We start from the raw sequence: 25,301 nt of genomic DNA, 5'->3' as shown, positions 1-25,301 counted from the left end.
CTTTCAGACAGAATCAAGGCGAGCCTACTCGAGGGAAGCTGGCCACGAAAACAAGAACAGGACTCATCCTCAGCAGCAAGCGCCGTTCAACATTACCATTATGTAAGGTTGCGATATTTCTCTTGGAAGCCGATGCAATGGTGCGTATCGTCTAGGCAGTGCAGTGGCACATGATCGAATTAATTTTCTGAGCTCTGGGGTTTTCCCTAGGGCTTGTTGCGTTAAATCGTAGCGTAACTGAAGGATATTAAAATGAGTATTAGTTTTGAAAAGTCGTTGGGCTCTGCGGAGAGAGCTTTAACTTATCGCAGTCGAAGAGCTGAAGTGCTAAGTAATAATATCGTTAATGCCGATACCCCAAACTTCAAGGCCAGAGACTTGGACTTTTCTGCTGTGCTCGCCAGCCAGACCAAACAAGGTCTTGGCAATCCGCTGTCTTTGCGCACGACCAGTCAAAAGCATATCTCAACAAACACATCGACGAGTGAATCGTACGGTGATGACTTATTGTACAGCACCCCAACCCAACCTTCCCTTGATCAAAATACAGTTGACCAACAGATTGAGATTGCAAAATACACGGAAAACCAGATTCATTTCGATGCCGCCTTCACGAGGCTGAATGGAGCGTTCAAAGGTCTACTCAAAGTGCTGCGAGGGGACTAACTCCTTACGCGGCCTCTGTAGCGGAGACTGCTTCGGCAGCAGCTCTGCAGTTACGTCATCTTGACAGGCGCGAGCCATTAAAGCCTAACATCCCTTTCAGTGTTTGATCGCTATAATCTGCCCTAGGCAACGGCCGCCCAAAACAATGAGAGACATATCTAAGGCGCGGCTTATCGCTGCTATAGCCCCGGCAGCCCCGGCATTGACGCTAGCTAACCCGGACACTTCTGAGCCTTAACGCATTAAAAACTACAGATGCAGAGCTGACGCTCATTGCTAGCGCAGCGATTATCGGCGACAGAAGGTGCCCTGTCAGCGGATAGAGCAGACCTGCAGCGAGGGGAATACCCATTGAATTGTAAAGCAGAGCGAAGCCAAGATTCTGCCGCATGTTTCTTACCGTCGCGACCGAAAGAGCCCGAGCCCGTACAATCCCCATCAGGTCACCTTTCACCAGCGTTAGCTGTGCGCTATTCATTGCGATGTCAGTCCCTGTTCCCATCGCGATTCCCACATTCGCTCGAGCGAGAGCCGGTGCGTCGTTAATTCCGTCGCCAGCCATGGCAACCTTTCGGCCATCTTTTTGAAGTTCGGCAACCAGGCGCTCTTTGTCCTGAGGTTTTACTTCACCATGAACCTCTTCGATACCGAGCTCCTTCGCAACCGCTCGCGCGGTGGTAAGTCCGTCTCCAGTAGCCATTATGATCTTTACGTTATCGGCGGTGAGCTTGATGACCGCTTCTTTGGACGTAGATTTAAGAGGGTCTGATACGGCTAACAGTCCTGCTAATAGCTCATTAACCGCGAGATACATGATGCTGATGCCTTGAGTGCGCAATGACTCCGAATGCTCTTGGAACACCTTGATGTCAATGCCAGCTGATTTCATCAATGCACTGTTACCCAATTGGATTCTCTTGCCATTTACAAAGCCACTCACTCCAACGCCAGAGCCCGAGTCGAAAGATTCAGGCTTGGTGAGCGGAATGGCTTCAGCTCGGGCGTGATCGACAATGGCACGAGCCAAAGGATGCTCACTGCCTTGATCAAGGCTAGCTGCCCATTGAAGAACATCGTGGGGGGCGAAGTCAGGTGTGGCCTCGACACTGTGAAAGACTGGGCGCCCCTCCGTTAGCGTTCCCGTTTTATCAACGATCAGCGTATCGATCTTACAAAGGTTCTCGATGGCGCTGGCATCCCTGAATAACACCCCTAGGCTGGCGGCCTTTCCAGTCGAAACCATGATGGACATTGGTGTTGCAAGTCCCAGCGCACAGGGACACGCGATAATCAGTACAGCCACAGCGTTGATCAGACCAAAAACCCAGCTAGGCTCTGGGCCGAAGATACCCCAGCCTATGAACGTCATGACGGCGATAGAGATAACGCCCATTACAAAGTAACCGGCAATGGAATCAGCCATCCGCTGCATCGGTGCTTTAGAGCGCTGTGCCCGAGCGACCATTTGCACGATCTGAGACAACATGGTTTCGGCCCCGACCTTTTGGGCCTGCATGACCATACTTCCATGTGTGTTTAGCGTGGCGCCTATCAAGCTATCTCCAGCACGTTTCATTACGGGGACTGGTTCGCCTGTAAGCATGGACTCGTCTACTGCACTTTCTCCTTCTAATACGGAGCCATCGACCGGCACCTTCTCACCTGGCCTGACCCTCAAACGGTCTCCTAAATGAACGTGGGCAAGCGGAACATCTTCCTCTAGCCCACCAGCATTGATCCTGCGAGCGGTCTTGGGGGATAGACCAAGCAAGGATTTGATGGCGGCGGACGTTTGCGACCGCGCCTTAAGCTCAAGAACCTGCCCAAGCAAGGTGAGGGATATGATCACGGCTGCTGCTTCGAAGTAGACGCCGATTCGTCCATCTTGCATAAAATTGCTGGGAAAAACTTGCGGGAACAGCGTTGCCGCGACGCTATAGAGGTAGGCTGCGGCGGTGCCTAACCCGATCAGAGTCCACATGTTCGGACTGCGATTTGAAACAGACGTCATGGCTCTGATAAAAAAAGGCCAACCGGCCCATAAGGTTACGGGCGTCGCAAGGCCTAACTCGACCCAGTTTTGGACTGAGCCATGAAAGAGCTGTAACGAGTGCGCTGTCATCGTGAGCAGCGTGACTATGAGGGTCAAGGGAAGCGACCACCAAAAGCGGCGATTAAAATCCCGGAACTCAAGATTTTCGTCCTCACCGAGCGTAGGCATCACCGGCTCTAGTGTCATGCCACATTTAGGACAATTGCCGGGTCCTGATTGCCTTACCTCTGGATGCATGGGACAGGTGAAGTCACTTCCCGCCTTTACGGGAGGCCCTGAAGGACTCGTGGGCTCTGCGCCCCGATGATCGCGGGCGTATCGTTCAGGGTCTGCCTGGAACTTTACCCGGCAGTTGTCACTGCAAAAAAAATAGCGATGACCGTGGTAATGCTCGACGAATGCACTCGAGGGCGTAACCGACATACCGCAGACTGGATCACGTCGGCCGGCCTCAGGGAGCGGAGCTGCATGGTCGTGCTCAGGCTCAGGGTTGTGGTGGGAAGCAGTGTCCATTAGCTATCCTTGTTTCGCAGCGCTCGTACAGGAGACATGCACTTGGTGCTTTGTAGTAGCGCCTGCAGATTTTCCTGGATTCTATAGCCACCGGAGCCGGCTAACAGCAGCAGTCCTTGATAGAACTGACCTGTCGGTGCAGTCAGCGTTCCGATGCTAGCTCGCTATTCCGGATATGCAATCACAAGCAGACAACACGGATCAGAACGGGGATGCCGTATCGCTAGCTCGGGCCTTCGCTTTTTTGCCCCGTTGCCTGAAAAGCTGGCCAGGCGCACAGATGAACTCACCGTTCCAGATATTGGCTGGTGGCCTATGCGAGAGACCGCGAGGGAAACAGGTCGTATCTAGGGAGCGCATTAAAGAACGGCGCCATAACGGCGCCGACAGACCAAGGAGCAAGGGCCCTAGAGTGGAGGTCACGATTAGCACTAGCCGACTCCCTTTACGCCAAACGATCCGGGCGAAGGCTAAAGCTGTGAAGACTATAGACGCATCTTCCTTTCTGAAGCCTGTTCGCTGCATTACATTTCTGTAAGCTTGCGCCATCTCTGGGTCTTTTGGATCACACTGAAGCTGTAGACCTACAAGGAGGACCTAGCATGAGAATTTTGGTAGCGGAAGATGAACCAAAAACTGGAACCTACCTCCAGCAAGGACTCGTGGAAGCAGGCTTCAGCGTCGACCGCGTAGTCACGGGTACAGATGCCCTGCACCAAGCTTTCGGTGACAACTACGATTTGCTGATTCTAGACGTCATGATGCCGGGCTTAGACGGCTGGGAAGTCATCAGGATGGTCAGGGCCGCGGGCAAGGCAGTTCCTGTCCTTTTTCTAACAGCCCGTGATGGTGTTGACGATCGGGTGAAGGGACTAGAGCTGGGGGCTGACGATTACCTAGTGAAACCCTTTGCATTTTCGGAACTATTGGCCAGGGTCAGAAGCTTGCTTCGTCGTGGAAACAGCTCTCCTCAACAAAACACCATAAAGATCAGTGACCTTGAGATTGATCTTCTCAAACGTCGGGCGACACGCTCAGGTAAACGCATCGATTTAACCGCGAAAGAGTTTTCTCTTCTGGAGCTTCTGATGCGGCGGCAGGGTGAGGTATTGCCTAAATCATTGATCGCGTCCCAAGTTTGGGACATGAATTTTGACAGCGATACCAACGTGATTGAAGTGGCCATTCGCAGACTACGAGCAAAAGTCGATGATGGTTTCGACCCAAAGCTTATTCATACCTCTCGCGGCATGGGCTACATGCTTGATGCTCCGGATACAGAATGAAGCGCGCCTCGCTAACGCTGCGCCTTAGTCTGATGTTTGTGTGCGCCGTGGTCGCGGTTCTGATCGTCGCTGGGGTTAGCGTCAACGAGCTCACTCGGCATCATTTCAAGGAGCTGGATCGCCAAACGCTAATGGAAAAGCTTGAAGCAACGACACAAATCCTTGACGGCAAGTCAGGATCAATAGATGGAGCTGACGTTGAGCTTCAGCTACGCGCGCTACTTGGTGCACATCCGGAGCTGTCCGCCATTATCATGGGCAAGGATGGTGTGGTGTTGTTCTCGGCTCCTAATGCAATTAGGCCACCGGGGATAGAGCCTGACTCCGAGCACAACATCTCGGAATGGTCGGAAGCTGGCCGCATGTATCGTGGCATGAAAGCTACGGTTCGAACCGTACATCAGGCTCAAGCGGTGACCGTCTGGCTGATCCTTGATGTCACCAGCCATATGCATTTTTTCGAAACCCTGCAGTGGTGGTTTGTACTCGGTTTGGTAGTCAGCACTATCGTAAGCGCAGCGTTGGGATGGCTGGTAGCGCGCAATGGGCTACGCCCGGTTGAACAAGTAACACGCGCGGCTGCCGCAATGTCGGCTCGGTCGCTGAAGGAGCGCATCCCCCTTGAGCCAGTGCCCAAAGAGCTGTTACAGCTGGTCTCCTCGTTCAATGCCATGCTGGCCCGGTTGGACGAGTCCTTCGTCCGGCTCTCTAATTTCTCTGCCGACATTGCGCACGAACTGCGAACCCCAATCAGCAATCTGCGGACCCATACGGAAGTCATCCTTACCAAAAAGCGGGCGCCAGAGGCCTATGAGGAAAACCTGTATTCAAATCTTGAGGACCTCAACCGGCTCTCCAACATCATCGACGGCATGCTTTTTTTGGCCAAGTCGGACAACGGGTTGCTTCTGCCCGCTCAGCAGAAAGTCGACCTAAGAGACGTGGTTGAGAAGCTTTTTGAGTACTACCAGTTGCTTGCCGATGAAAAGCAGATACAGCTCCAGGTATCAGGAAGCGGCTTGATTTCAGGCGATCCAGTGATGTTGGACAGGATCATCTCTAACCTCTTATCAAATGCGCTGCGCTATACACCTATCGGTAGCACTATCGTTGTTCAGATTAAACCTGACGGCAGCTTTATTGCTCTAGAGGTGACAAACCCAGGCGAAGAGATACCGGAGCAGCATCGGAGCCGTATCTTTGACCGATTTTACCGTGTGGACCCGGCCCGACGAGAAGGTGGTGCCAACAATGCAGGCCTTGGCTTGGCAATTGTCCGCTCTCTGGTTGAGGCTCACGGCGGAAATATTAAATGCGTGTCGGACCAGGGAGAGACGACGTTTCGGATTGAGCTGCCGGCCCTGCGTGCGTAACCGTTACCCAGCCTCCTAGGAATTTGGAACGCACGGTGGCAGGACAACCCTGTCGGGTGGTGGTGGCTCTGGCCTTAATTGGAGCGGCTTCGAAGTCAGGAAGGTCCACGCTTTCGTTGAAAACCAAAGCTCCCCCCACGGCGGAGCGCATCGGCGGCTCTGGTCCGCCGAACGCTCTTTTTCGTTTCGGGCCGAGCTAATATGGGAAGAAGATTGGTTCGCTTCACGTTAAGCGGCCATTCCTTCGCACTCATGAGCACACTGATTGCAAGCGCTGGCACACGCTTGGCAGTGGTCGTGAGAATGTCTGGAACATTCAGCAGCGCAATCTCGGCACGCTTGGGCACATAGCTTACAAAGCTCAGCTGCGAACGGACTATTTCGTGCCATGAAAACAGCTGCCAGGCGACAAAGGTCTGCACAATCAAGGTCAAGCTTGATGCATTGCGCCATCATTTTAACGTTATCTTCGCCCAAGCAGGCGGAAGCGCAGGTATCGCAAGCAGCGGCGCAGGATAGACAAGCTGCGATGCAGCTATCGAAGGACTGATTCATCAGGCATCTCCTAGTGGACAGGTCGATTGAGACTTGACGGAGGAAAAATCCCGTCAAATCATCTCGACCTGCTCATCCAAGAGGCGGTTTCTTTATTTTTATGACATTTCTGTAAGGTTGCGTTCTAGCGCGCAAACACCCCGTACAGGTGAACGAGCGTTCCAGCTCCATCAGGCCAGCATCGTGGTCGATACCGCTGGCAGGTGATGAGCATGTTTCTTATGTCGCCATCCCACCGTGGATGGGTGATAAGAAGGGTGAATCTAACGCAAGTTGGAGTTGATACGAAACGAGGCTATCAGGTTCTTTTAAAAAATAACCTATTTTATCACCAGCCATTGGAGCTTCCGATGTTCCCTAAAGGTGTGTGACCGACCTCCCCAGAGTAGGTGCTTGGTTGATGGCAAAGCATCTGAAGCGCTGCTTTCAAACCATGCCTCTGGAAAAAAGCATTATGGGATTACCCAAAGTCGACGGTATGTGATCGGGAGTACTTACCCTGCTGTGATGAAGGGATGGTAGGTTTAAGAAATAGGAATTATCGACAGATAACAAAGAAGTGAAGTGTGGAACGTCCAATGGAATGTCATAGATGGCGTACATCGATCTACGGGCTGCAATGCATGGCATCTTAGACTATACACGAGCATAACCCTTGACTGACTACCCCTGCGATGAAGGGGCTTCGCTTGGCTTACATTTGCCCCGCCCCCCGCAGACGAGGAGGATGGAAGCCGTAGATAAATATGGCGGATCATGTTCACTGAGGTTTCCTTTATGCCTATTACGACTGCTATTTTTGACGCCTTCGGCACATTGCTACAGATTACGGCAGGCACCCGCCCTTACCGCAAAATATTACAGCTTGGCATTGAGCAAGGCCGGCGACCTGGAGCCAATGACGCGGAGGTCCTGATGTCCGCACCAATGGACCTTAGGGAAGCTGCCGATTTTTTCGGCATCCGGGTCGAGCCCATCTTAATGGACCAGCTGGAGGCCGGTCTTCATGACGAGTTGGCTAGGATTGAGGCCTACCCTGATGGCCTAGCTGCGGTAGCAGCTCTACAGGCCGCAGGGATAAAGGTAGTTGTATGTTCAAATCTTGCGAAACCTTATGCGGCTGCGATCAAGAGGCTTTATCCGACGCTTGATGGTTACGCTTACAGCTTTGCGATCGGGGCTATCAAGCCTTCAAAGGAAATCTATAAACGCGCTACGCAGCTCGTGCGCGCATCACCTCACGAAGCGTGGATGGTGGGAGACTCGAAGCGATGTGATTGTGATGGTCCTACCGCATTCGGTATTCGTGGCTTCTACCTAGATAGGCAAGGAAGCGGGGGATATAGGACGCTACGCACTTTCGCGGACGAACTCTTGCGGAGCCGTGAGTAACTTTCGCCAAGCCACAATAGATGGCATCCGTCCCACAACGCCCCAGTTCATTACAGCCCGGGCACGGCACGGATCGGAATTTCCGGGATGACTCCACCATTGCCTCCGCGATCCGGTCGAGCGTGCCTACCAGAGAAGGGTTCAATTCGCTCGCGCCAGCGTTGATTTACGGGAATCAGGTCCTAGGTGAACGTTCGCCAAGTCCATTGGCGTGACAAACTATGTTGTTCCATCTAGCACGACTATTCGTAAAGGGGGCTCGCCGGTGACAAACTATGTTGAATACGGAGCACACTAGCTTTGGCGTTTCGGCCAACGATTACAGGAGCGATCGGACAAACTATGTTGTTGGAGAACACCGAGGTCGCCACCGTCCCAGCGAATTAGGGAATCGAAGCCCTCGACGCGTTAAGCGTAAAGCTCACTCCGGTGAGCTTTATGCCGTTTAAAGCGCAGTTTAGTGCGCGTTAACCTGCCGGTGAGATAAGCACAGACCTCAGCGCGTGGATCTACCCTCTGAGTTGGCGCGGCAGTTTGATAATTGGGATCCAGTTCACAAACCTCGTGCGAACTTTCCTGCATTCCTCGGTACTAAGGTGTCTCGGCAGTAGCTTGATGGCTAATTAATAGCATCTCGGTAAACTTCGCCGCTCTGTTACTAAACGGCTGCCGCTTGTCGGAACAACCACGCCGGTAACAGGCTGTAACTCTTTTTTGTACTTTATTCCTATACCAATCAAAGACTTGCAGAATTATTTGTCAAGAACGCCCATCTGATCCATCGCCTTGGATCAACGGGGGTTCGATGTTAATTTGCCGCCCCCTGATTTCTCGACGGATCGAACATGCCCTTGTCATTGCCACGGATTCGGTTATTGCTGTGCACTCTTCTGCTTACGTGTGTGAGCCTGAACAGCGCCACCGCCGCCCCCACACCCGGCGATCAGGATCTGATCCGCGACCGGCAGAACCGCCTTCTCGAGGAGCAAAGCCGCCGCCTGCAAGAGCTTCAGGACTTGCCCGGCAAACAGGCCAAGCCCGAGGCCCCGGCCACGCCGGCCGACAGCCGTTGTTTCCTTATCCAGGACATCGAACTCAAGGGTGCCGACAGCCTGTCCGCCACCGACCGCACGCGCCTGCTCAAACCTTACATCGGCCAATGCCTGGGCGTGACGCAGCTCAATGAACTGCTCAAGGTCATCACCGACTACTACATCGACAAGGGTCGCGTCACCAGCCGTGCCTACTTGCCGCAACAGGACCTCTCCAGCGGTCACCTGCAGGTGCTGGTGGTCGAAGGCAAACTCGAAGCGTTGAAAGCCGCCGAGGGCAGCACCGTGACGGACCGCGAACTGGCTATGGCCTTTCCAGGCAAAGTCGGCGAGGCGCTCGACCTGCGCGAGATCGAGCAACTGGTGGACCAACTCAACCGCTTGCCCTCCAGGCAGGCGCAAATGCAATTGACCCCGGGCCAGCAAATCGGCGGCAGTGACGTAGTGGTCAGGAACATCCCGCAGAAGCCCTGGCGCGCCAGCCTGTCGCGTAACAACGACGGCCAGGAAAGCACCGGTGAACAGCAATGGGACGCGGGCCTGGAATGGGACAGTCCGCTGGGCCTGGGCGACCAATTGATACTGCGCAGCGGCCACGACGCTGTCAGTGACCACCAGGAAACCTCGAAAAACAACATGCTGTATTACAACGTGCCGTGGGGCTGGTGGAACTTCAGCTACACGTACAGCGAAAGCGACTATCGCACCTACGGCCAGACCGACAGCAGCGAATTCAAGCTCAATGGCGATAACGAGAACCACCAGCTGCGCGCCGAGCGGGTGATCCATCGCGATGACGTGAGCAAGACCTCGGTGAACGTCGGCCTGGCCCATCTGCGTACCAACAACTACGTGCTCGACGTGCGCACCGAGCCGAGCAGTAACCGCCTCAGCGAACTCCAACTCGGCCTCAACCACGGTCGGCGCATCGGCAATGCGTTCGTCAACCTTGACCTCGGCATGCAGAACGGCATCGGCCTGCTCGATGCCCAGTCTGAAGAAGAACGCGATGAGTTCGGCAACCGGCAGGCCAATTCGCGCTACCGCAAATACACCGGCACCGTCAGCTACCTGCAGCCGTTCACGCTGTGGGGCGAGTCGTTCAGTTTTTCCAGCCTGGCCACCGGTCAGCGTAGCGAAGACATCCTCTTCAGCCCGCAACGCATGAGCCTGGGTGGCTCGGCCTCGGTACGCGGCCTCAAGGACCAGCAGCTTACCGGCGACAGCGGCGGTTACTGGCGCAACGAAGTGCGCTGGGCACGCCCGGTAACGCTGGATTGGATGCGCCCGGCCTTTGCCGAGTACGGCACCAGCGTCGGCTACGACCAGGGCGTGATCAGCAACGACCGCTACAACGGCGACGTGCATGGTCGAGTGTCCAGCAATTCCCTGGAGCTGTTCGCTCGGGGCAAGTACGTCAGCACCAGCGTGACCTTTGCCCATTCTTTAGAAAGACCGGGAGCAGTCACCGAGCGCGAAGCGCCGATCTACTTCCGTATGGATTTCTTCCTGTAATTCAACGCCCCGTTACATCGAGAATCTGACAATGGACGTTCGCCAGTTTGCCTTCCTCGCTCGCCAACCTTCTTCTGCGCTGAAGCCGCGGGACTCGTTCTTCGGCCTGCCCAAGCGCGGCCTGGTGCTGATCCTGATCAATGCGCTGTTCTGGCAGCCACTGCTGGCTCAGGCCGAAGGCATCGTGGTCAGTGCCCCGGGCACCACCGTAGGCCAGGCGGGCAACGGCGTGCCCGTGGTGAACATCGCCACGCCGAACGGCAGCGGCCTGTCCCATAACAAGTTCCAGGACTACAACGTCGGCCCCAACGGCGTGATCCTCAACAACGCCACCGGCATTGTGGCCAACACCCAGTTGGGCGGCTATATCGTCGGCAACCCCAACCTCAAGGGCGGCGCGGCCAACGTTATCCTCAACGAAGTCACCGGCAGCAACCCCAGCCAATTGCGCGGCTACACCGAAGTGGCGGGGCAGTCGGCCAAAGTCATCGTTGCCAACCCGTACGGTGTTACCTGCAGCGGCTGCGGCTTCATCAACACACCGAACGTCACCCTCACCACCGGCAAGCCGGTGCTCGACGCGAACGGCCAACTGAAAAGCTACCAGGTCGACGGCGGCGCCGTGACCATCGACGGGGAAGGCTTGAACGCCAGCAACGTCGACCGCTTCGACATCATCACCCGCTCGGCCAAGATCAACGCGCAGATCAATGCGCGCGAACTGAATGTGATCGCCGGTCGCAACGATGTGGACGCCCAAAGCCTGACAGCCACACCCCGCGCAGACGATGGCAGCACCAAGCCCGAGCTGGCGATTGACTCGTCGGCCCTGGGCGGGATGTACGCCGGCGCGATCAAACTGGTGGGCACCGAGGCCGGTGTGGGCGTGAAGCTCGACGGCACGCTGGCGGCCAGTGGCGGGGATATTCAACTGGATGCCAATGGGCGCCTGAGCATGGCTCAGGCGGCGGCCACCGGTAACGTAAGGGTTACGGCGCAGAGCGTTAACCTGACTGACAAGGTTTACGCCACCGGCAACGTAAACATCACCAGCGCTCAAGCCCTGGTCAACCAGAAGAGCGTGGCCGCCGGCCAACGCATTGAACTGAACGCGGCCAGCGTGACCAACGCCGGCATCATAGAAGCGGGCGTGGCAGCGGACAACAGCCGCAACGCCACCGGCGACCTGGTGGTGAACGCGCAAACCGTCAACACCAGTGGCGACCTGCTGGCCAGCCGCGCCTTGGCGATCACCGCCGCGCAGGCGCTGACCAACCAGGGCAGCATCGTCCAGGCCAAAACCGTCAGCGTCAATACGAGCAACCTGACCAATCAGGGCGCCACCGCACGCATCTTCGGCGAGCAAAACCTGGCAATCAGCGCACCTGCCATTGCCAACCTGGGCGGCTTGATTCGCTTCGGTGAAGGCCAGGCCACGACGCTCGACACGGCCTCCCTGGATAACCGCCAGGGCCGCATTGAAATGGCCGGCGGCAGCCTGGTGCTCAGCAGTGCCGCCCTGAACAACAGTGGCGGGCAAATCGTCGCCAACGACCTGACGGTCAACGCAGCCAGCCTCAACAACCAGAACGGCGTGCTGGTCGCCGGTGCGCTGACGGTGAACGCCGGCGACCTCGACAACAGCCAAAAGGGCCTGATCCAGGCCGACAACGGCGCGCTGAACCTCTCCGTCGCCAATGCCTTGAATAACAGCCAGGGTTTTGCCCAGGCCGGCACCGACCTGAATCTCAACGCAGGCAGCGTTAGCAGCAACGCCAATGGCGTACTTAGCGCCAATACCGGCAAGTTGACCGTGGTAACCGCCCAGCAGCTCAATAACGCTCAGGGCCGCTTGCAATCCGGGCAGGGCAACGTGGAGCTTCACGCTGCGAAACTCAATAACCAGAGCGGCGTGATCGTCGGCAAGCAGCTGCTGCTCGACGCCAGTGGCGGTGACATCGACAACCGCGCCGGGCGTGTGCTGGGTGATCAACTCGACGTACGCGCGTCCAGCCTGGACAACCGTGACGCTGGCCTGCTGGCCGGTGGTGCGCAAGGGGTGAGCCTGCTGCTCAAAGGACCGGGCCAATTGCTCAACGCCCAAGGCCGCATTCAAAGCGAAGGCCTGTTGCAGCTGGACGGCGAGCGCCTCGACAACAGCGCGGGCATCCTGCTCGGCCAGTCGGTCGAAGTGACTGCGCCGACCTTCACCAACAGCAATAAAGGTGCCCTGGTCAGCGACGGCGGCGACATCACCTTCAACGTCAGCGACCTGCTGACCAACGCTGGCGGCACCCTTGATGCGGGTGAGCGCAGCATTCTGGTCAAGGCCCTCACTACCCTCGATAACATCGGCGGCACTTTACGCGGCAAGCGCGTGGACATCACCGCCCAACACCTGAACAACGACGGCGGCGGCCAACTGCTGGCTGGCGATCAAGGCCTGAGCTATAGCGGCAGCGATGTGTCCAATCGTAAAGGCCTGATCCTCAGCGCAGGCGCGCACACCCAGCTGGATACCGGCAGCCTGAACAACAGCGGTGGCACCGTGCAGGGCGATACCCTGACCGTCACCGCCAACGCGGCGGACAACGGCGACGGCGGCCTGATGGCAAGCTTGCTCGGCAACTTGCAGCTGACCGTCGAAGCCCTGGCCAATCGCGGCGGCAAACTGTTCGCCAAAGAACAGGCCACCGTCAGCGGCGCCAGCCTCGACAACAGCGCAGATGGCCAGATCAGCGGCAACCTGATCAACCTGACTTCACGCGACACGCTCACCAACAACGGCGGCCTGATCGAGGCCAACCAGGGTCTGACCTTCACGGGCGGCAACCTCGACAATAGCGCCGGCGGCCAGCTGCGTGCACTGGCCGGTGCCAGTAGTAGCCTCAACCTCAGCGGCGCACTCAACAACCAGAACGGCACCCTCGAATTCGGGAGCACGGCTTTTAGCCTCGATGCCGCCAGCCTGAACAACCAATCCGGGCAATTGCAGCACGCAGGTTCTGGCCTGTTCCGCCTCAACACCGCCAGCCTCTCCGGTAGCCAGGGCACTATCAACGGTATGGGCAGCGCCGACTGGGCATTCGGCAACGTCGATGGCCTGGGGCGCGTGCAACTGAACGAAGTCCTGACCTATAAAAGTACCCAAGGCCTGACCCTGAAGGCGGGCGATCGCATGGCCAGCGGCAAGGGTTTGATCCTCGACGTAGCCAGCCTGGACAACGGCGGCGAACTGCTCAGCGACGGTGACCTAAGCATCACCACCACCGGCGACATGACCAACAGCGGCCGGGTGTCAGCCCTGCAAACACTGAGTGTGGCGGCGAATAACCTCAGCCAGAACGGCGGCCGTCTCGCAGGCCTCAATACCCAGGTCAAGCTGGGCGGGACTCTGGACAACCTCGGTTTCCTCACCGCGCGTCAGCAGCTGGACATCGCAGCGACGCAGATCAATAACCGGGGCACCCTTGGTGCTCAAGGCGCGGTGAACCTGACGGCCGTCAACGGCATCAACAATGCGGCGGACACGCTGTTGTTCAGCGGCGGCGACATGACGTTGCGCGGCAATGGTTTCAGCAACCTGTATGGCGACGTTTACAGCAAGGGCGACTTGAGTTTTGCAGCGGCGGATGGCGGCAAGGCGGCGCTGTTCAGCAACCGCTCCGGCACCGTGGAAAGCGAAGGCTCCATCGGCATCAATGCAGGCTTTATCGAAAACGCCAAAGACGAGTTCGAACTCGGGCAGACGTTGACCACCGGCAGCCTGAGTTGGATCTGTTACCAGCACTGCGGCGAGAAAGACAGCTGGGAACGTGGCGAGATCACCATCTACGAGACGTACCTTGAGGCGGCGACCAAGGATTCGGTAGCTGCGCGCCTGGTGGCTGGCAAAAACATGCTGGTGCAAGGCGACAATGTGCAGAACCGCTACAGCCTGATGGCTGCCAATGGCGACCTGAGTATCACCGCCGGTGACCTGCTGAATCAGGGCGCCGCGACACGCACAGGGGAGCGCAAGATTGTCGTCAGCACGCCAGGTCACGTTTCCGACGATTTGTTTGAACGCATGCAATATGTCGACGTTCCAGCGTTCAATGCGGCCACGGCGGCTGGGAATTTCGACAAGGCGCGCTTCGAGGAACTGAAAAACCGCTCACCCGACAGCCAGCCTTTCGCCCACTCAAGCGACGTTACCACCTGGACCGACAACGGCGGCCCAGGCTACGCCGCCACGATGCAGGCCGGCGGCACCGTCAACCTCAACGTCGCGCGCACCCTGCAAAACGGCACGCTGCGTAACAACACCCTGGCGCAGTTGACCGGCACCCTGGGCGATGACCAGACCGGCATCCCCGTCGGCGGCATCAACATCAACCTGAGCAAACACGCCAACGACCCGAGCGCCCAAGCCGCCGGTAGCGTGTTGACGGTCGCCAGCGTCGCCCCCGGCGGCGGCTTCGTACCCGTGGACTACACCGGCACGCCGTTCGCGCCGGTCGACCCCACCACCGCGCCGAACTTCCAGACGCCCAAGGGCGAGTACGGCCTGTTCGTCAAAAACCCCGACCCGACCAGCCATTACCTGATCGAGACCAACCCGGAATTTGCCACCACCACGGGCTTTTTCAGCTCCGATTACATGCTCGGCAAACTCGGGTTAACCGATGACAACGCCTGGCGCCGCCTGGGCGATGGCCAATACGAGAGCCGTCTGATCCGCGACGCCGTCCTCGCGCAAACCGGCCAACGCTTCCTCGCCGGCGGCCTCTACAGCGACGCCGACCAATTCCGCTACCTGATGGACAACGCCCTCGCCAGCAAAGACGCCCTGCGCCTGAGCCTCGGCGTGACGCTCACCAGCCAGCAAGTCGGCGCCCTGACCCACGACATCGTGTGGATGGAAAACCGCGTGGTCGACGGCCAGACCGTCCTCGTGCCGGTGCTCTACCTGGCCCAGGCCGAATCACGCAACGTACGCGGCAACAGCCTGATCCAGGGCCGCGATCTCAACTTGGTCACCGGCGGCGACCTGATCAACGTCGGCACCCTGCGCGCCAGCAACAACCTCTCCGCCGTCAGCAGCGGCAGCATTTACACCGGCGGCCTGATGGAAGCCGGCAACAACCTGAGCCTGCTGGCCCAGGACAGCATCCGCAACGCCATGGCCGGCGAAATTCGCGGCAACCAAGTCAGCCTCGCCGCCCTCAAGGGCGACATCACCAACGACAACACCGCGATCCAGGTACGTGACGGCGCCGGCATGCGCACCCTCACCGACACCAGCGCGAGCACCATCGTCGCCCGCGAAAACCTCGCCATCGACGCCGGGCGCGACCTCACCAACCGAGGCGCACTCACCGCCGGCAAAGACGCCAACCTGACCGCCGGCCGCGACCTCAACCTGATCGCCGCCAGCGACACCCGCGTCAAGCACGAGACCCGCGACGGCGGCGAAAAATCCAGCATCACCACCGACGTCAAAAACCTCGCCGCCAGCGTCGCGGCAGGCGGCAACCTCAATATGAAAGCCGGGCAGGACGTCAACATCATCGGCAGCACGGCCACAGCCGGCAAAGACCTGAATATTCAGGCCGGGCGCGACTTCAACGTGGCGTCGGTCAGCGAGATGCACAACGTCGAGGGCAAGGAAAAACACGGCAAGGAACGCATCAAGACCTCGGATGACCAGACTACCCAAGTGGCTAGCGTGTTGACGGCAGGCGGGGACTTTGTGAGCCAGGCCGGGCGCGATACGACGATTGTGGCGAGCAAGATCAGCGCGGGGAATGAGGCTTATCTGTACAGCGGGGATAAGTTGAGTTTGTTGGCGGCTGAGAACAGCACGCACACCCTCTACGACATGAAGAAAAACAGCGGCTGGGGCTCCAAAAAGACCCAGCGCGATGAGGTAACCCGCGTTACCAATGTCGGCACTGAGATCAAGACGGGGAGCGACTTATCGCTTGTCAGTGGCGGCGACCAGTTGTATCAGCGCGCCAAGCTCGACAGCGCTAATGACCTGACGATTGCCAGCGACGGCGCGGTGACGTTCGAAGCGGTTAAAGACTTGCATCAAGAGAGCCACGAGAAAAGCAAGGGTGACCTAGCCTGGACGAGCGCCAAGGGTAAGGGTAATACCGACGAGACGTTGCGTCAGAGTGAGTTGAAGGCGCAGGGCGAGTTGGCGATCAAGGCCGTGGACGGCTTAAGGATTGATGTAAGGCAGGTTAACCAGAACACCGTAAGCCAGACCATTGACGCGATGGTCCAAGCGGACCCAAGCCTCGCCTGGATCAAGCAAATGGAGCAGCGCGGCGATGTTGACTGGCGTGAGGTCAAAGAGCTGCACGACAGCTTCAAATACAGCAACTCAGGCCTGGGTGCCGGCGCGCAAATTGTCATAGCGATCATTGTTACCTACTTCACGATGGGGGCTGCCACGGGTGCAATCGCCGCTGCTGGAACGGGCACGTCGATGGCTGGTGCGACGGCTGCTGCCACCGCCACGTCTGCGGCAGGCTGGGCCAATGCTGCGGGCAGCGTCGTTCTTGGCGGCATGGCCAGTAATGGTGCGATCAGTACGATCAATAACCGTGGCAATTTAGGCGCAGTGTTTAAGGACGTAACCTCCAGCGATGCGATGCGAGGCTATGTTGCATCCGGTGTTACTGCAGGGCTAACCGCAGGATTGTATGACGACTGGACCAGCACGCAGACGGGCACTACTACCGCGCTGCCTAACTCAGGCGCAGTAGCCTCTGCTAGCCCACTGAGTACTTGGCAAGGTGTTGGTCAATTCACTGCGAATCAGGTTCTGCAAAATGGCACATCGGCCATCCTGACTAAGGCGCTGGGAGGGGAGGGCAGCCTTGGGGACGCATTGCAAAGCAGCCTTGCCAATGCATTTGCTGCTTATGGCTTCAACATGATTGGTGACGTCTCCAAGAATCGATTTGCCGACGGCGGCATCACCAAGATTGGACTGCACGCGTTGATGGGCGGGCTGGCAGCTGAAGCGGCTGGCGGCGATTTCCGCACCGGCGCATTGGCAGCCGGTGTGAATGAGGCTTTGGTGGATAGCCTCTCCAAACAGTACGCCAGCATGCCTGAGGATAAGAGAAAAAGTTTGCTGGTGATGAGTTCGCAGTTGATTGGCGTGTTGGCGGCCTCGGTTGACAGCGATGCTGACGGTGAGAGTTTGCAAACCGGAGCATGGGTTGCGGGAAATTCGACACAGTACAACTATCTAAATCATGAAGAAAATCAAGAGCGCTGGGCTGCCAAGAAAAAATGCCAGGGCGGAGATAGCGCTGCGTGCGGGCGTGCTGACGCTCTGGATGCTCTAGATAAAAATCGAGATTTGGCGCTAACCACGGCCTGTACTGCGAATGGTGCTGGTACTACCTGTCGTTTTTTACGGCAAGAAGCATCCGCGGCTGCTAGAAGCCTGGTGGTTGCGAGATTCGGTCCTGAGGCTAAAGAGCAGGCTAAGCAAATTGATCAAAATAAGGAGCTTGCGGCGTATTCCATTGAGGCGGAGCTTCGAAGCATTAGGCAAGTAGATAGCCCGATTGCCCTTGCTCAGACAGAGCGACTGGCTAAGCAGCTCGCTGAATTTGGATCAGACTTCATTCCGGTTTACGGCGATGCGAAGGGCTTTTATGAGGCTGAGGATCCGTTTGACTATGCAGTGGCGAGTGTTGGGCTGATCCCGGGCGCCGGCGATGCAGCCCAGAAAATCTTAGGGAAAGCTAAAAAACTTTATCTGGAAGGTAAGGTCGCCGAGTCTGCAGATTTGGTAGAGGGGCTTTCGAAAGAACTGTCAACGGGCAACTTGAAAGCAGTTGGAGAGGTACCATCAGGCAAGCCTTTAGCCCTAGCTTCACCTGAGTTCAACGTACCAGTAGACTATCATCTGAGTCGGAATGCAGACGGCACGGCCACGGTCACAGGACCTAGAGGTGGAGTGTATAACTCAACTGGGCGTTATACTGCAGAAGGAAAGCCAGTGTACCGAGATAACAGTGGCGGCTATGTTACATTGGATGGCGGTCGGGCTAGTGTTCCTGCACCCGTAAATTATGAATCTATACCCATACACCATATTTGCACTAATAAATGTACCTCTGGAGCGAATGGGCAGATTGCGTGGACAAAGGAATACCAGCAATTCTTTGATGGAGCTAATCTTAATATTAACAGCGCCACGGAAAATTTGGTTGCGGTGCCAGGACACAGAGGGCCTCATCCTATCGAGTACCATCAGTATGTATTTGGTAGCTTGGAGCAGGCTACTCGAGGATTAGAGCCAGGGACCCAAGCTTATCAATCAGCTGTGACGAGAACATTAGAGGGGATTAAGAAGGAGGCAGTAATCGTGGGTAGTGAAGTTAATAAGTGGCTTACGAGGGACTGAGATGAAATATTATTTAATGCGGCAAGACGTAACTGTCTGCGATAAGTGGGTGCTTGGCGACGTAAAGCATGTAAATAACTGGCATTTTAGTGATCCTCCAGTTAATTTCATGGAGCCAGGTACGTATACGCTTGATGTCAAGTTCGACGGTAGAGAGGTTGATTATTCCCTCGCTGGATACGCAGGTGTTCCAGTCTTAAGCGAAAAAGCACGGAATTCGCTAGTCGGCTTGCGAGAAGTTGATGAGCCTTATCGAGATGTCATTTTTGCGCCAGTTGAAATAAGTAATAAAGAAGTTTGCCAGAACTATTTCCTGATGATCATTGAGACGCAAATTGATTGTGTAGATGAAAAATGCTCGCGCTTCAAAAAGTTTGAAGTTGATGATCCTGTCAGGCCTGATATGGCTGGCAATTACCGTGCTTTCTACAATTTAGTAATCGATCTGGATAAGGTAGGTGCAAGTCATATTTTTAGACTAAAAAAGTATTTGGGCGCTATTATAGTTAGTGAGGAAGTGAGGCAGCGGTTGATCGCGGCTGGCATCGTCGGCGTCCTGTTTGACTCAGTCATTGGTGATCAAGAAACTGTTACTTAGTTGCTTGATTAGTGGTGAGGTGGTTCGGCCAATTTTTGCTAGGATTGGGTCGATAGCTTTACGATATATATACGTTTTGTGGAAACTCAGCGCATAGAGGGTGGCGTTGATATTTGGCTTGTAAGCCAAGATTTAAATTCGGATGTAAGTTGCTGGGTTATTGAGCGAGCCCAAGGTGCGCGCAATGAAATTAAAAAAAATACCTAGCAATGAAAATATTCTTCATATTTTTATTTTGCCCTTTTTTCGCAGGTCTGCTCATAGAACCAATTTCTCTAATAGTCATGCTTGTAGGACTGTTTTAGCAACGCTGGTTAGCCAGGGAAAGTGAGGGGGGGACGCGTTTTCAATTCTGTTGACTGCTCCATTTATTGCGGAGCTAGTTTTTTGCCTTCCCTTGCATTTGCATGCTGTATAAACATTGTTAAGCCGACTGGAACTTTAAAAGTTTGCAGGAGTGTTTCGATTTTCGGGGCTGTAGTTGCTTCTTTATATATGTTTTTGGCGGATTCTCATTTACGTCGTAATAGTTTCAGTTTGAGCGTTGTGAACAGCATGTTTCCTGCTTCGATTGCTTTCTTTGGAGGGGCGCTAATGACGGGGCTGCTATCGTATTGGCCCTTCCCGAAATATTTTATTGAGTGCAGGCGGTAAATTACAAGGTCTTGGAAGATAACAGTGGTCTGACCCCTATTTTCGCCGTAAACGAAGATTTTGCCCATTGGGTTCCAGCGGGGTGGGTTGGCGGACGCGAGCAAGGTAATAGAGTACGGAAAGCAACATAATATTAGCGTGATCACTAAACGATTTTGTGGCTAATCATATGGTTGAAATTGAAGTTGTTTTTAACGAGAGGTTACGTGATTGCACTTCAGATGTGTGGGGAAGCCTGATCCAGCCGCTCAGAAAAATTAATGAAAGTGCCGTCACTGATGGATTCTCGGGCAAGAGATTATTGTTGACGGACGTCTCGGATTACTTGATAAAAAATAAGTGTCGAAGTTTTTTATTGAACTGGCAAACGGTTCTGTTGAGTTTTCGTATGTGGCAGATAAAGCGATTTATCGGCTTGATATGAAGCACTTGGCTAACTCGATTGAGGTGGCCCAATCCTTGATGGAAGGGTTGATCGATGAGTCCGGATTTGTTCAGGCGCGAATTTACGACGCTGAGTATGAGCGTTGGCAGAATGCCGAGAGTCTTACGCTCTTTGAAGTTGAGTGCGCTGAGCATGCTCATCTGCCCAAGAGAAGTAACGGGCTTCCTTTTCCGTTGACCCAAGAGATCGTAGATATATCAAAAAATCTTGGGCGCTGGGTTTTAAAAAGCGGCTATATTGAGGCAGTTGGCGCTGTCATGTGGGTAAATAAATCCTTGCTTCAGGTAGAGGGTGTGGACGAAAAGACGTTAATGGATGTCGACTGCTTTGAAGTAGAAGATTTGGGTGGAGTTTTGAAAATCGCTGCCTATGATCAGTGCTTCACTTCAGCCGTAGGGGCTCAGGCTGAGAGGCAGGCCTTGCTGAGGAAAGTTTTGTTTAATACGTAAAGTTTCAGCGAGAAGCTGGCGGATTTAGTTGAGTGTTAAGCCCTTTACAACTCGAATGAGTCTGCCTCCTTTATCTTCATCTTGGCTGCTTGCCTACCGGCACCACTGAAAAGGAAAGCGTCTCGCTGCGCCGTGTCACCAATATTGCTACGGGCGACCAACGTTACGCCGGCATCATCCAGGCCGGCGGCGCGGCCACTGTCATCACCCAGAACAACATCGATAACACCGTGGTGCGCCCGGGCTATACCTACGTGGGCGCGGGCGCCAAAACCGGTACCGATGCTACAGGCGCCAGCGGCGCTACCGGTTACTCGACCCGCATCACCCTTAACCAGCAATTACCTCCTGACCTGGCCCAGCAGCAGATCAACCCGCTGAGCTTGCCCGGCTTTACCTTGCCCAGCGGGCAGGGCGGCCTTTTCCGCCTCAGCGGTGAAAGCGCCAGCGCGCCTGCCAGCACCGGCCCTCAGGGCTGGACCCTGAGTGGCGTCACCGTTGACCGTGCGCCGGCCAGTGGCCCGATCGTACCTGGCAGCGGCACCTCGGCTGACGGTGTAGTCATCAATCGCGTGCAAGGCCTGCCGGACAGCCAGTTCGTCTCCAACCCGCAGAAATACCTGATCGAAACCAACCCTGCACTGACCAACCTCGGTCAGTTCCTCAGTTCCGATTACCTGCTGTCCAAACTGGGCTATGACCCGGACCAGGCGCAGAAACGCCTGGGTGATGGTTTCTATGAACAACGCCTGATCCAACAGGCGATCATCGCCCGCACCGGTCAGCGCTTCATCGACGGTATTACCAGCGATACGGCGATGTTCCAGTACCTGATGGACAACGCGATCGGCAGCAAGCAGGCGCTTAATCTGTCGGTGGGCGTGAGCCTCACCGCCGAACAGGTCGCCGCCCTGACCCACGACATTGTGTGGATGGAAAACGCCACCGTTGCCGGCCAGCAAGTTTTGGTGCCGGTGCTCTACCTGGCCCAGGCCAACAACCGCCTGGCGCCAAACGGCGCATTGATCACCGGCAGCGATCTCAATCTGGTGTCCGGCACCGACCTCAACAACGTCGGCACCCTGCGCGCGACCAACAACCTTGCCGCCAGCGCCGGGCGCAACATGGTCAACAGCGGCCTCACCGAAGCCGGCAACCGACTCGACCTGCTCGCCGGCAACAGCCTGACCAACCGCGCTGGCGGCATCATCGCCGGGCGCGACGTCAGCGTGGGTGCCATCAACGGTGACGTGCTCAACGAACGCAGCGTAACCAGCCACCAGAGCAGCAGCGGCTACCGCACCGAACGCACCGACTTTGTCGACAACGCCGGGCGCATCGAAGCCGCCAACACCCTGACTCTCCAAGCCGGGCGTGACGTCAACAGCGCCGGCGGCGCGCTGAAAAGCGGCGCCGACACCCGCATACAAGCCGGGCGCGACGTAAATCTGGCTACCGCCGAACATCGCACTGCCAATAGCGTCGGCACTCGCTCACGCAGTAGCAGCGTGGCCCAGTACGGCACCGTTGTGGAGGCGGGGCGAGACTTCCAGGTTGTGGCTGCGCGGGACATCAGTGCGATTGGCAGCCAGTTGAATGCAACGCGTGATCTGGCGATGGTGGCCAATGGGAATTTGAACCTGGCGTCGGCGGCGAATGAACAGCATTCGGCCTCTAATTCCAAGAAGATCACCCAACAGGAAGACCATGTTCAGCAAGTGGGCACATAGCTTGTGGCCGGTGACAACCTTTCCCTGAGTGCAGGCAATGACCTCGCCCTCAGCGCCAGCCGCGCGAGTGCGGGCAAGGAAGCCTACCTTTACGCAGGTAATGATCTGGCGCTGAACGCCGCGCAGAACAGCGACTACAGCTATTACCGCAAAACCAAAACCAGCAGCGGGTTGTTGTCCAGCAGCTCGAAAACGCGTATCGACAGCAGTAACCAGATCAGCCAGCAGGGCTCTTCAGTCAGTGCCGACACCGTCATCGTAGGTGCCGGTCGAGACATCGGCACTGCGGCCAGTGACGTGGTTTCCACCAACGCCACAAGCCTGATTGCCGGGCGCAATGTGGTGATCGACGGCGCGACGGAAATCTTTGAACAAAGCCATTCGTCCTCAACCAAAAAATCAGGCCTGCTGAGTACTGGCGGCATCGGCGTCACGTTGGGCTCAAGCAGCAACAAGAACACGTTCACCAGCAGCACCGAAACCACCCGGGCCAGCAACATCGGCAGTGTGCTGGGCAGCGTGGATGTACAGGCGGGCAAAGACCTGACCATTCGCGGCTCTGACGTGGTTGCCGGCAAAGACATCAGCCTGATTGGGCAAAATGTCAGCGTCTTGGCTTCTGAGAACAACAACCGCAGCGAGCAGACGGCTAAAAGCAAATCCAGCGGTCTGACTCTGGCGTTATCCGGCACCGTGGGTGGCGCAGTGGACGCCGCTTACCAGACCGCCAAGCAAGCCAAGAACGAGGACGACAGCCGCCTCTCGGCGCTGCAAGGTGTTAAAGCAGGGTTGACCGGCGTACAGGCCTGGCAAGCAGCGCAGCAAGACGGCGGAATGACCGGGGACAACGCTGCGCAGTTCGTAGGTATCAGCCTCTCCGTGGGCTCGCAAAAGTCCGAATCCAAACAGACCCAAGAGCAAACCCTTAGCCAGGGCAGCAGCCTGACGGCAGGCAATAATCTCACCATCGTGGCGGACGGTAATGGTACGCCTGGCGACGCGGGTGATATTCATGTTCAAGGCAGCAAGCTTCAGGCTAGCAATGAAATGCAGCTGGCTGCCGCGCGCGATATTCGCCTGGAAGCTGCGGCTAACAATCAAAAGCTAGATGGGAAAAACAACAGCAGCGGGGGAGCGCTTGGCATCAGCCTTGGCGTTGGCTCCGAAGGCGGTGGCCTGAGCGTTTTCGCCAATGCAAACAAGGGCACCGGAAACGAAAAGGGTACTGGCACGACCTGGACAGAAACGACGCTAGATGCGGGCAAGCAGATCAGCTTGGTCAGTGGGCGAGATACCGTCCTCAAAGGTGCTCAGGTCAGTGCAGACCAGATTAAAGCCACCGTAGGTCGCGACCTCACGCTGCAAAGTCTGCAAGACACCGATGACTACAAGTCCAAACAGACGGATGTCAGCGGGGGCATCAGCTTCGCCATTATCGGCAGCGGTGGTAGCGCAAACCTGAGCGTCAGCAAAAGCAAAATCGATTCCAACTATAAAAGTGTGCAGGAGCAAACCGGCCTGTTCGGCGGCAAGGGTGGTTACCAGATCGATGTGGGCAACCATACCCAACTCGATGGCAGCGTGATTGCGAGCACTGCGTCGCCGGACAAGAACCGCCTGAGCACGGGCACGCTCGGGTGGAGCGTCCTAAAGAACAAGGCTGACTACACCAGCCAGTTGCAGAGCGCGAGCGTCAGCAGCGGCAGCGATGGCACCAATGCTTTCATCAGCAATATGCCCACCGGCACCTTGATCGCCTTCAACCATGGCGACAGTGCCAGCGGCACGACATCATCGGCCATTTCCAACGGCACTCTCGACATTCGCGACCCTGCCAAACAGCAGCAGGACGTCGCAACGCTGAGCCACGATGTTGAACACGCCAACGACAGCATCAGCCCCATCTTCGATAAGGAGAAAGAGCAGAAGCGTCTGCGGCAGGTGCAGTTGATTGCGGATATTGGCACTCAGACAGTAGACATCGTGCGGACCCAAGGTCAGATCGATGCCGATAAAGAGGCGCGTGCTGAACTTGATAAGCGTGGGGTCAAGGAGCCTGGAAAAGATGCCAAAGAAGAGGGGGTCGAAGCCTACCAAAAACAACTGATTGCCACTGATGCTTATCAACGGATCATGGCTGACTACGGGGTCGGCGGCAATTACCCACGTGTCGCACAGGCGGTGACAGCGGCATTGCAAGGGCTGGTGGGGGGCGATATCGGCTCAGCCATTGCGGGCGCATCGGCGCCTTACCTGGCACAGGTCATCAAGAAATCGACTGGCGATAACACCGCGCTCAATATCATGGCCCATGCCGTATTGGGCGCGGTGGTGGCGCAGGCACAAGGCAATTCTGCGGGAGCGGGGGCTGCGGGAGCTGCGACAGGCGAGCTCATCGCGCGCCAACTCTATCCGGGCACGGCAACGGCGGATCTGACGCAGCAGCAAAAAGAAACGGTCTCAGCGCTGTCGGGCTTGGCGGCAGGGCTGGCTGGGGGGATTGCTGGTGGTGATCTGAGCGGTGCGGTGACGGGGGCGCAGGCGGGGACAAATGCTGTTCAGAACAACTACCTGAGCAAAGCGCAGAAAGCCCAGCGAGAT

Annotated in this window: 10 protein-coding genes and 1 pseudogene; 9 read left to right on the top strand and 2 right to left on the bottom strand. The window is 56.4% G+C overall.

Annotation, left to right across the window (positions count from 1 at the left end):
* Positions 1-252: 252 nt before the first annotated feature.
* On the top strand, positions 253-666 hold the full coding sequence (gene flgB, locus M1E04_RS24645; RefSeq protein ID WP_065990716.1) for a flagellar basal body rod protein FlgB: 414 nt from the start codon (positions 253-255) through the stop codon (positions 664-666).
* 208 nt (positions 667-874) lie between these two features.
* Here flgB and M1E04_RS24640 read toward each other — a convergent pair whose 3' ends face one another.
* The gene (locus M1E04_RS24640) at positions 875-3,232 is read right to left on the bottom strand and encodes a heavy metal translocating P-type ATPase (protein WP_103359859.1); all 2,358 of its coding nucleotides are present in this window, start codon (positions 3,230-3,232) and stop codon (positions 875-877) included.
* A 602-nt stretch (positions 3,233-3,834) separates the two neighbouring features.
* On the opposite strand from M1E04_RS24640, the gene M1E04_RS24635 reads away from it, so the two are divergent.
* Both M1E04_RS24635 and M1E04_RS24630 read left to right on the top strand, forming a co-directional pair.
* A complete protein-coding gene (locus M1E04_RS24635) occupies positions 3,835-4,518 on the top strand; it encodes a heavy metal response regulator transcription factor (RefSeq protein WP_065990713.1) in 684 nt (227 codons plus the stop codon).
* Entirely contained in the window at positions 4,515-5,891 is a 1,377-nt protein-coding gene (locus M1E04_RS24630) for a heavy metal sensor histidine kinase (RefSeq protein WP_103359858.1), read from the top strand. The genes M1E04_RS24635 and M1E04_RS24630 overlap by 4 nt, the downstream gene beginning before the upstream one ends.
* Positions 5,892-6,119: 228 nt before the next feature.
* On the opposite strand, the gene M1E04_RS24625 is transcribed toward M1E04_RS24630, so the two are convergent.
* Positions 6,120-6,446, bottom strand: coding sequence for a four-helix bundle copper-binding protein (locus tag M1E04_RS24625; RefSeq protein WP_374935943.1), 327 nt, complete (start codon positions 6,444-6,446; stop codon positions 6,120-6,122).
* Between the two features lie 756 nt (positions 6,447-7,202).
* Between M1E04_RS24625 and M1E04_RS24620 the strand changes: the two genes are divergently transcribed.
* From M1E04_RS24620 to M1E04_RS24595, 6 genes and pseudogenes are all read left to right on the top strand, one after another.
* Positions 7,203-7,838 (top strand): HAD family hydrolase, encoded by a 636-nt coding sequence (locus tag M1E04_RS24620; protein WP_236469186.1) that lies wholly within the window; start codon positions 7,203-7,205, stop codon positions 7,836-7,838.
* A gap of 845 nt (positions 7,839-8,683) precedes the next feature.
* Positions 8,684-10,405 (top strand): ShlB/FhaC/HecB family hemolysin secretion/activation protein, encoded by a 1,722-nt coding sequence (locus tag M1E04_RS24615; RefSeq protein ID WP_456292180.1) that lies wholly within the window; start codon positions 8,684-8,686, stop codon positions 10,403-10,405.
* Between the two features lie 31 nt (positions 10,406-10,436).
* Positions 10,437-18,824 carry a two-partner secretion domain-containing protein gene (locus M1E04_RS24610; protein ID WP_456292179.1) on the top strand — a complete coding sequence of 2,796 codons (8,388 nt, stop codon included), beginning with the start codon at positions 10,437-10,439 and terminating at the stop codon, positions 18,822-18,824.
* A gap of 1 nt (position 18,825) precedes the next feature.
* Positions 18,826-19,422, top strand: coding sequence for an imm11 family protein (locus tag M1E04_RS24605; protein WP_192130598.1), 597 nt, complete (start codon positions 18,826-18,828; stop codon positions 19,420-19,422).
* Positions 19,423-20,415: 993 nt separating this feature from the next.
* Positions 20,416-20,970, top strand: a complete 555-nt coding sequence (locus M1E04_RS24600) for a hypothetical protein (protein ID WP_244656892.1) — start codon at positions 20,416-20,418, stop codon at positions 20,968-20,970.
* Between the two features lie 137 nt (positions 20,971-21,107).
* Positions 21,108-25,274, top strand: a pseudogene (locus M1E04_RS24595) (hemagglutinin repeat-containing protein); the annotation flags it as partial.
* Positions 25,275-25,301: the final 27 nt, after the last annotated feature.

It is taken from the genome of Pseudomonas sp. AK106 (assembly GCF_053903055.1).
This window is presented reverse-complemented; position numbering and strand designations above follow the sequence as displayed.

Coding starts and splice junctions, on each gene's coding strand:
- M1E04_RS24630 (WP_103359858.1), top strand. CDS start 4,515: ATGAAGCGCGCCTCGCTAACGCTGCGCCTTAGTCTGATGTTTGTGTGC.
- M1E04_RS24620 (WP_236469186.1), top strand. CDS start 7,203: ATGTTCACTGAGGTTTCCTTTATGCCTATTACGACTGCTATTTTTGAC.
- M1E04_RS24615 (WP_456292180.1), top strand. CDS start 8,684: ATGCCCTTGTCATTGCCACGGATTCGGTTATTGCTGTGCACTCTTCTG.
- flgB (WP_065990716.1), top strand. CDS start 253: ATGAGTATTAGTTTTGAAAAGTCGTTGGGCTCTGCGGAGAGAGCTTTA.
- M1E04_RS24640 (WP_103359859.1), bottom strand. CDS start 3,232: ATGGACACTGCTTCCCACCACAACCCTGAGCCTGAGCACGACCATGCA.
- M1E04_RS24610 (WP_456292179.1), top strand. CDS start 10,437: ATGGACGTTCGCCAGTTTGCCTTCCTCGCTCGCCAACCTTCTTCTGCG.
- M1E04_RS24605 (WP_192130598.1), top strand. CDS start 18,826: ATGAAATATTATTTAATGCGGCAAGACGTAACTGTCTGCGATAAGTGG.
- M1E04_RS24625 (WP_374935943.1), bottom strand. CDS start 6,446: ATGAATCAGTCCTTCGATAGCTGCATCGCAGCTTGTCTATCCTGCGCC.
- M1E04_RS24635 (WP_065990713.1), top strand. CDS start 3,835: ATGAGAATTTTGGTAGCGGAAGATGAACCAAAAACTGGAACCTACCTC.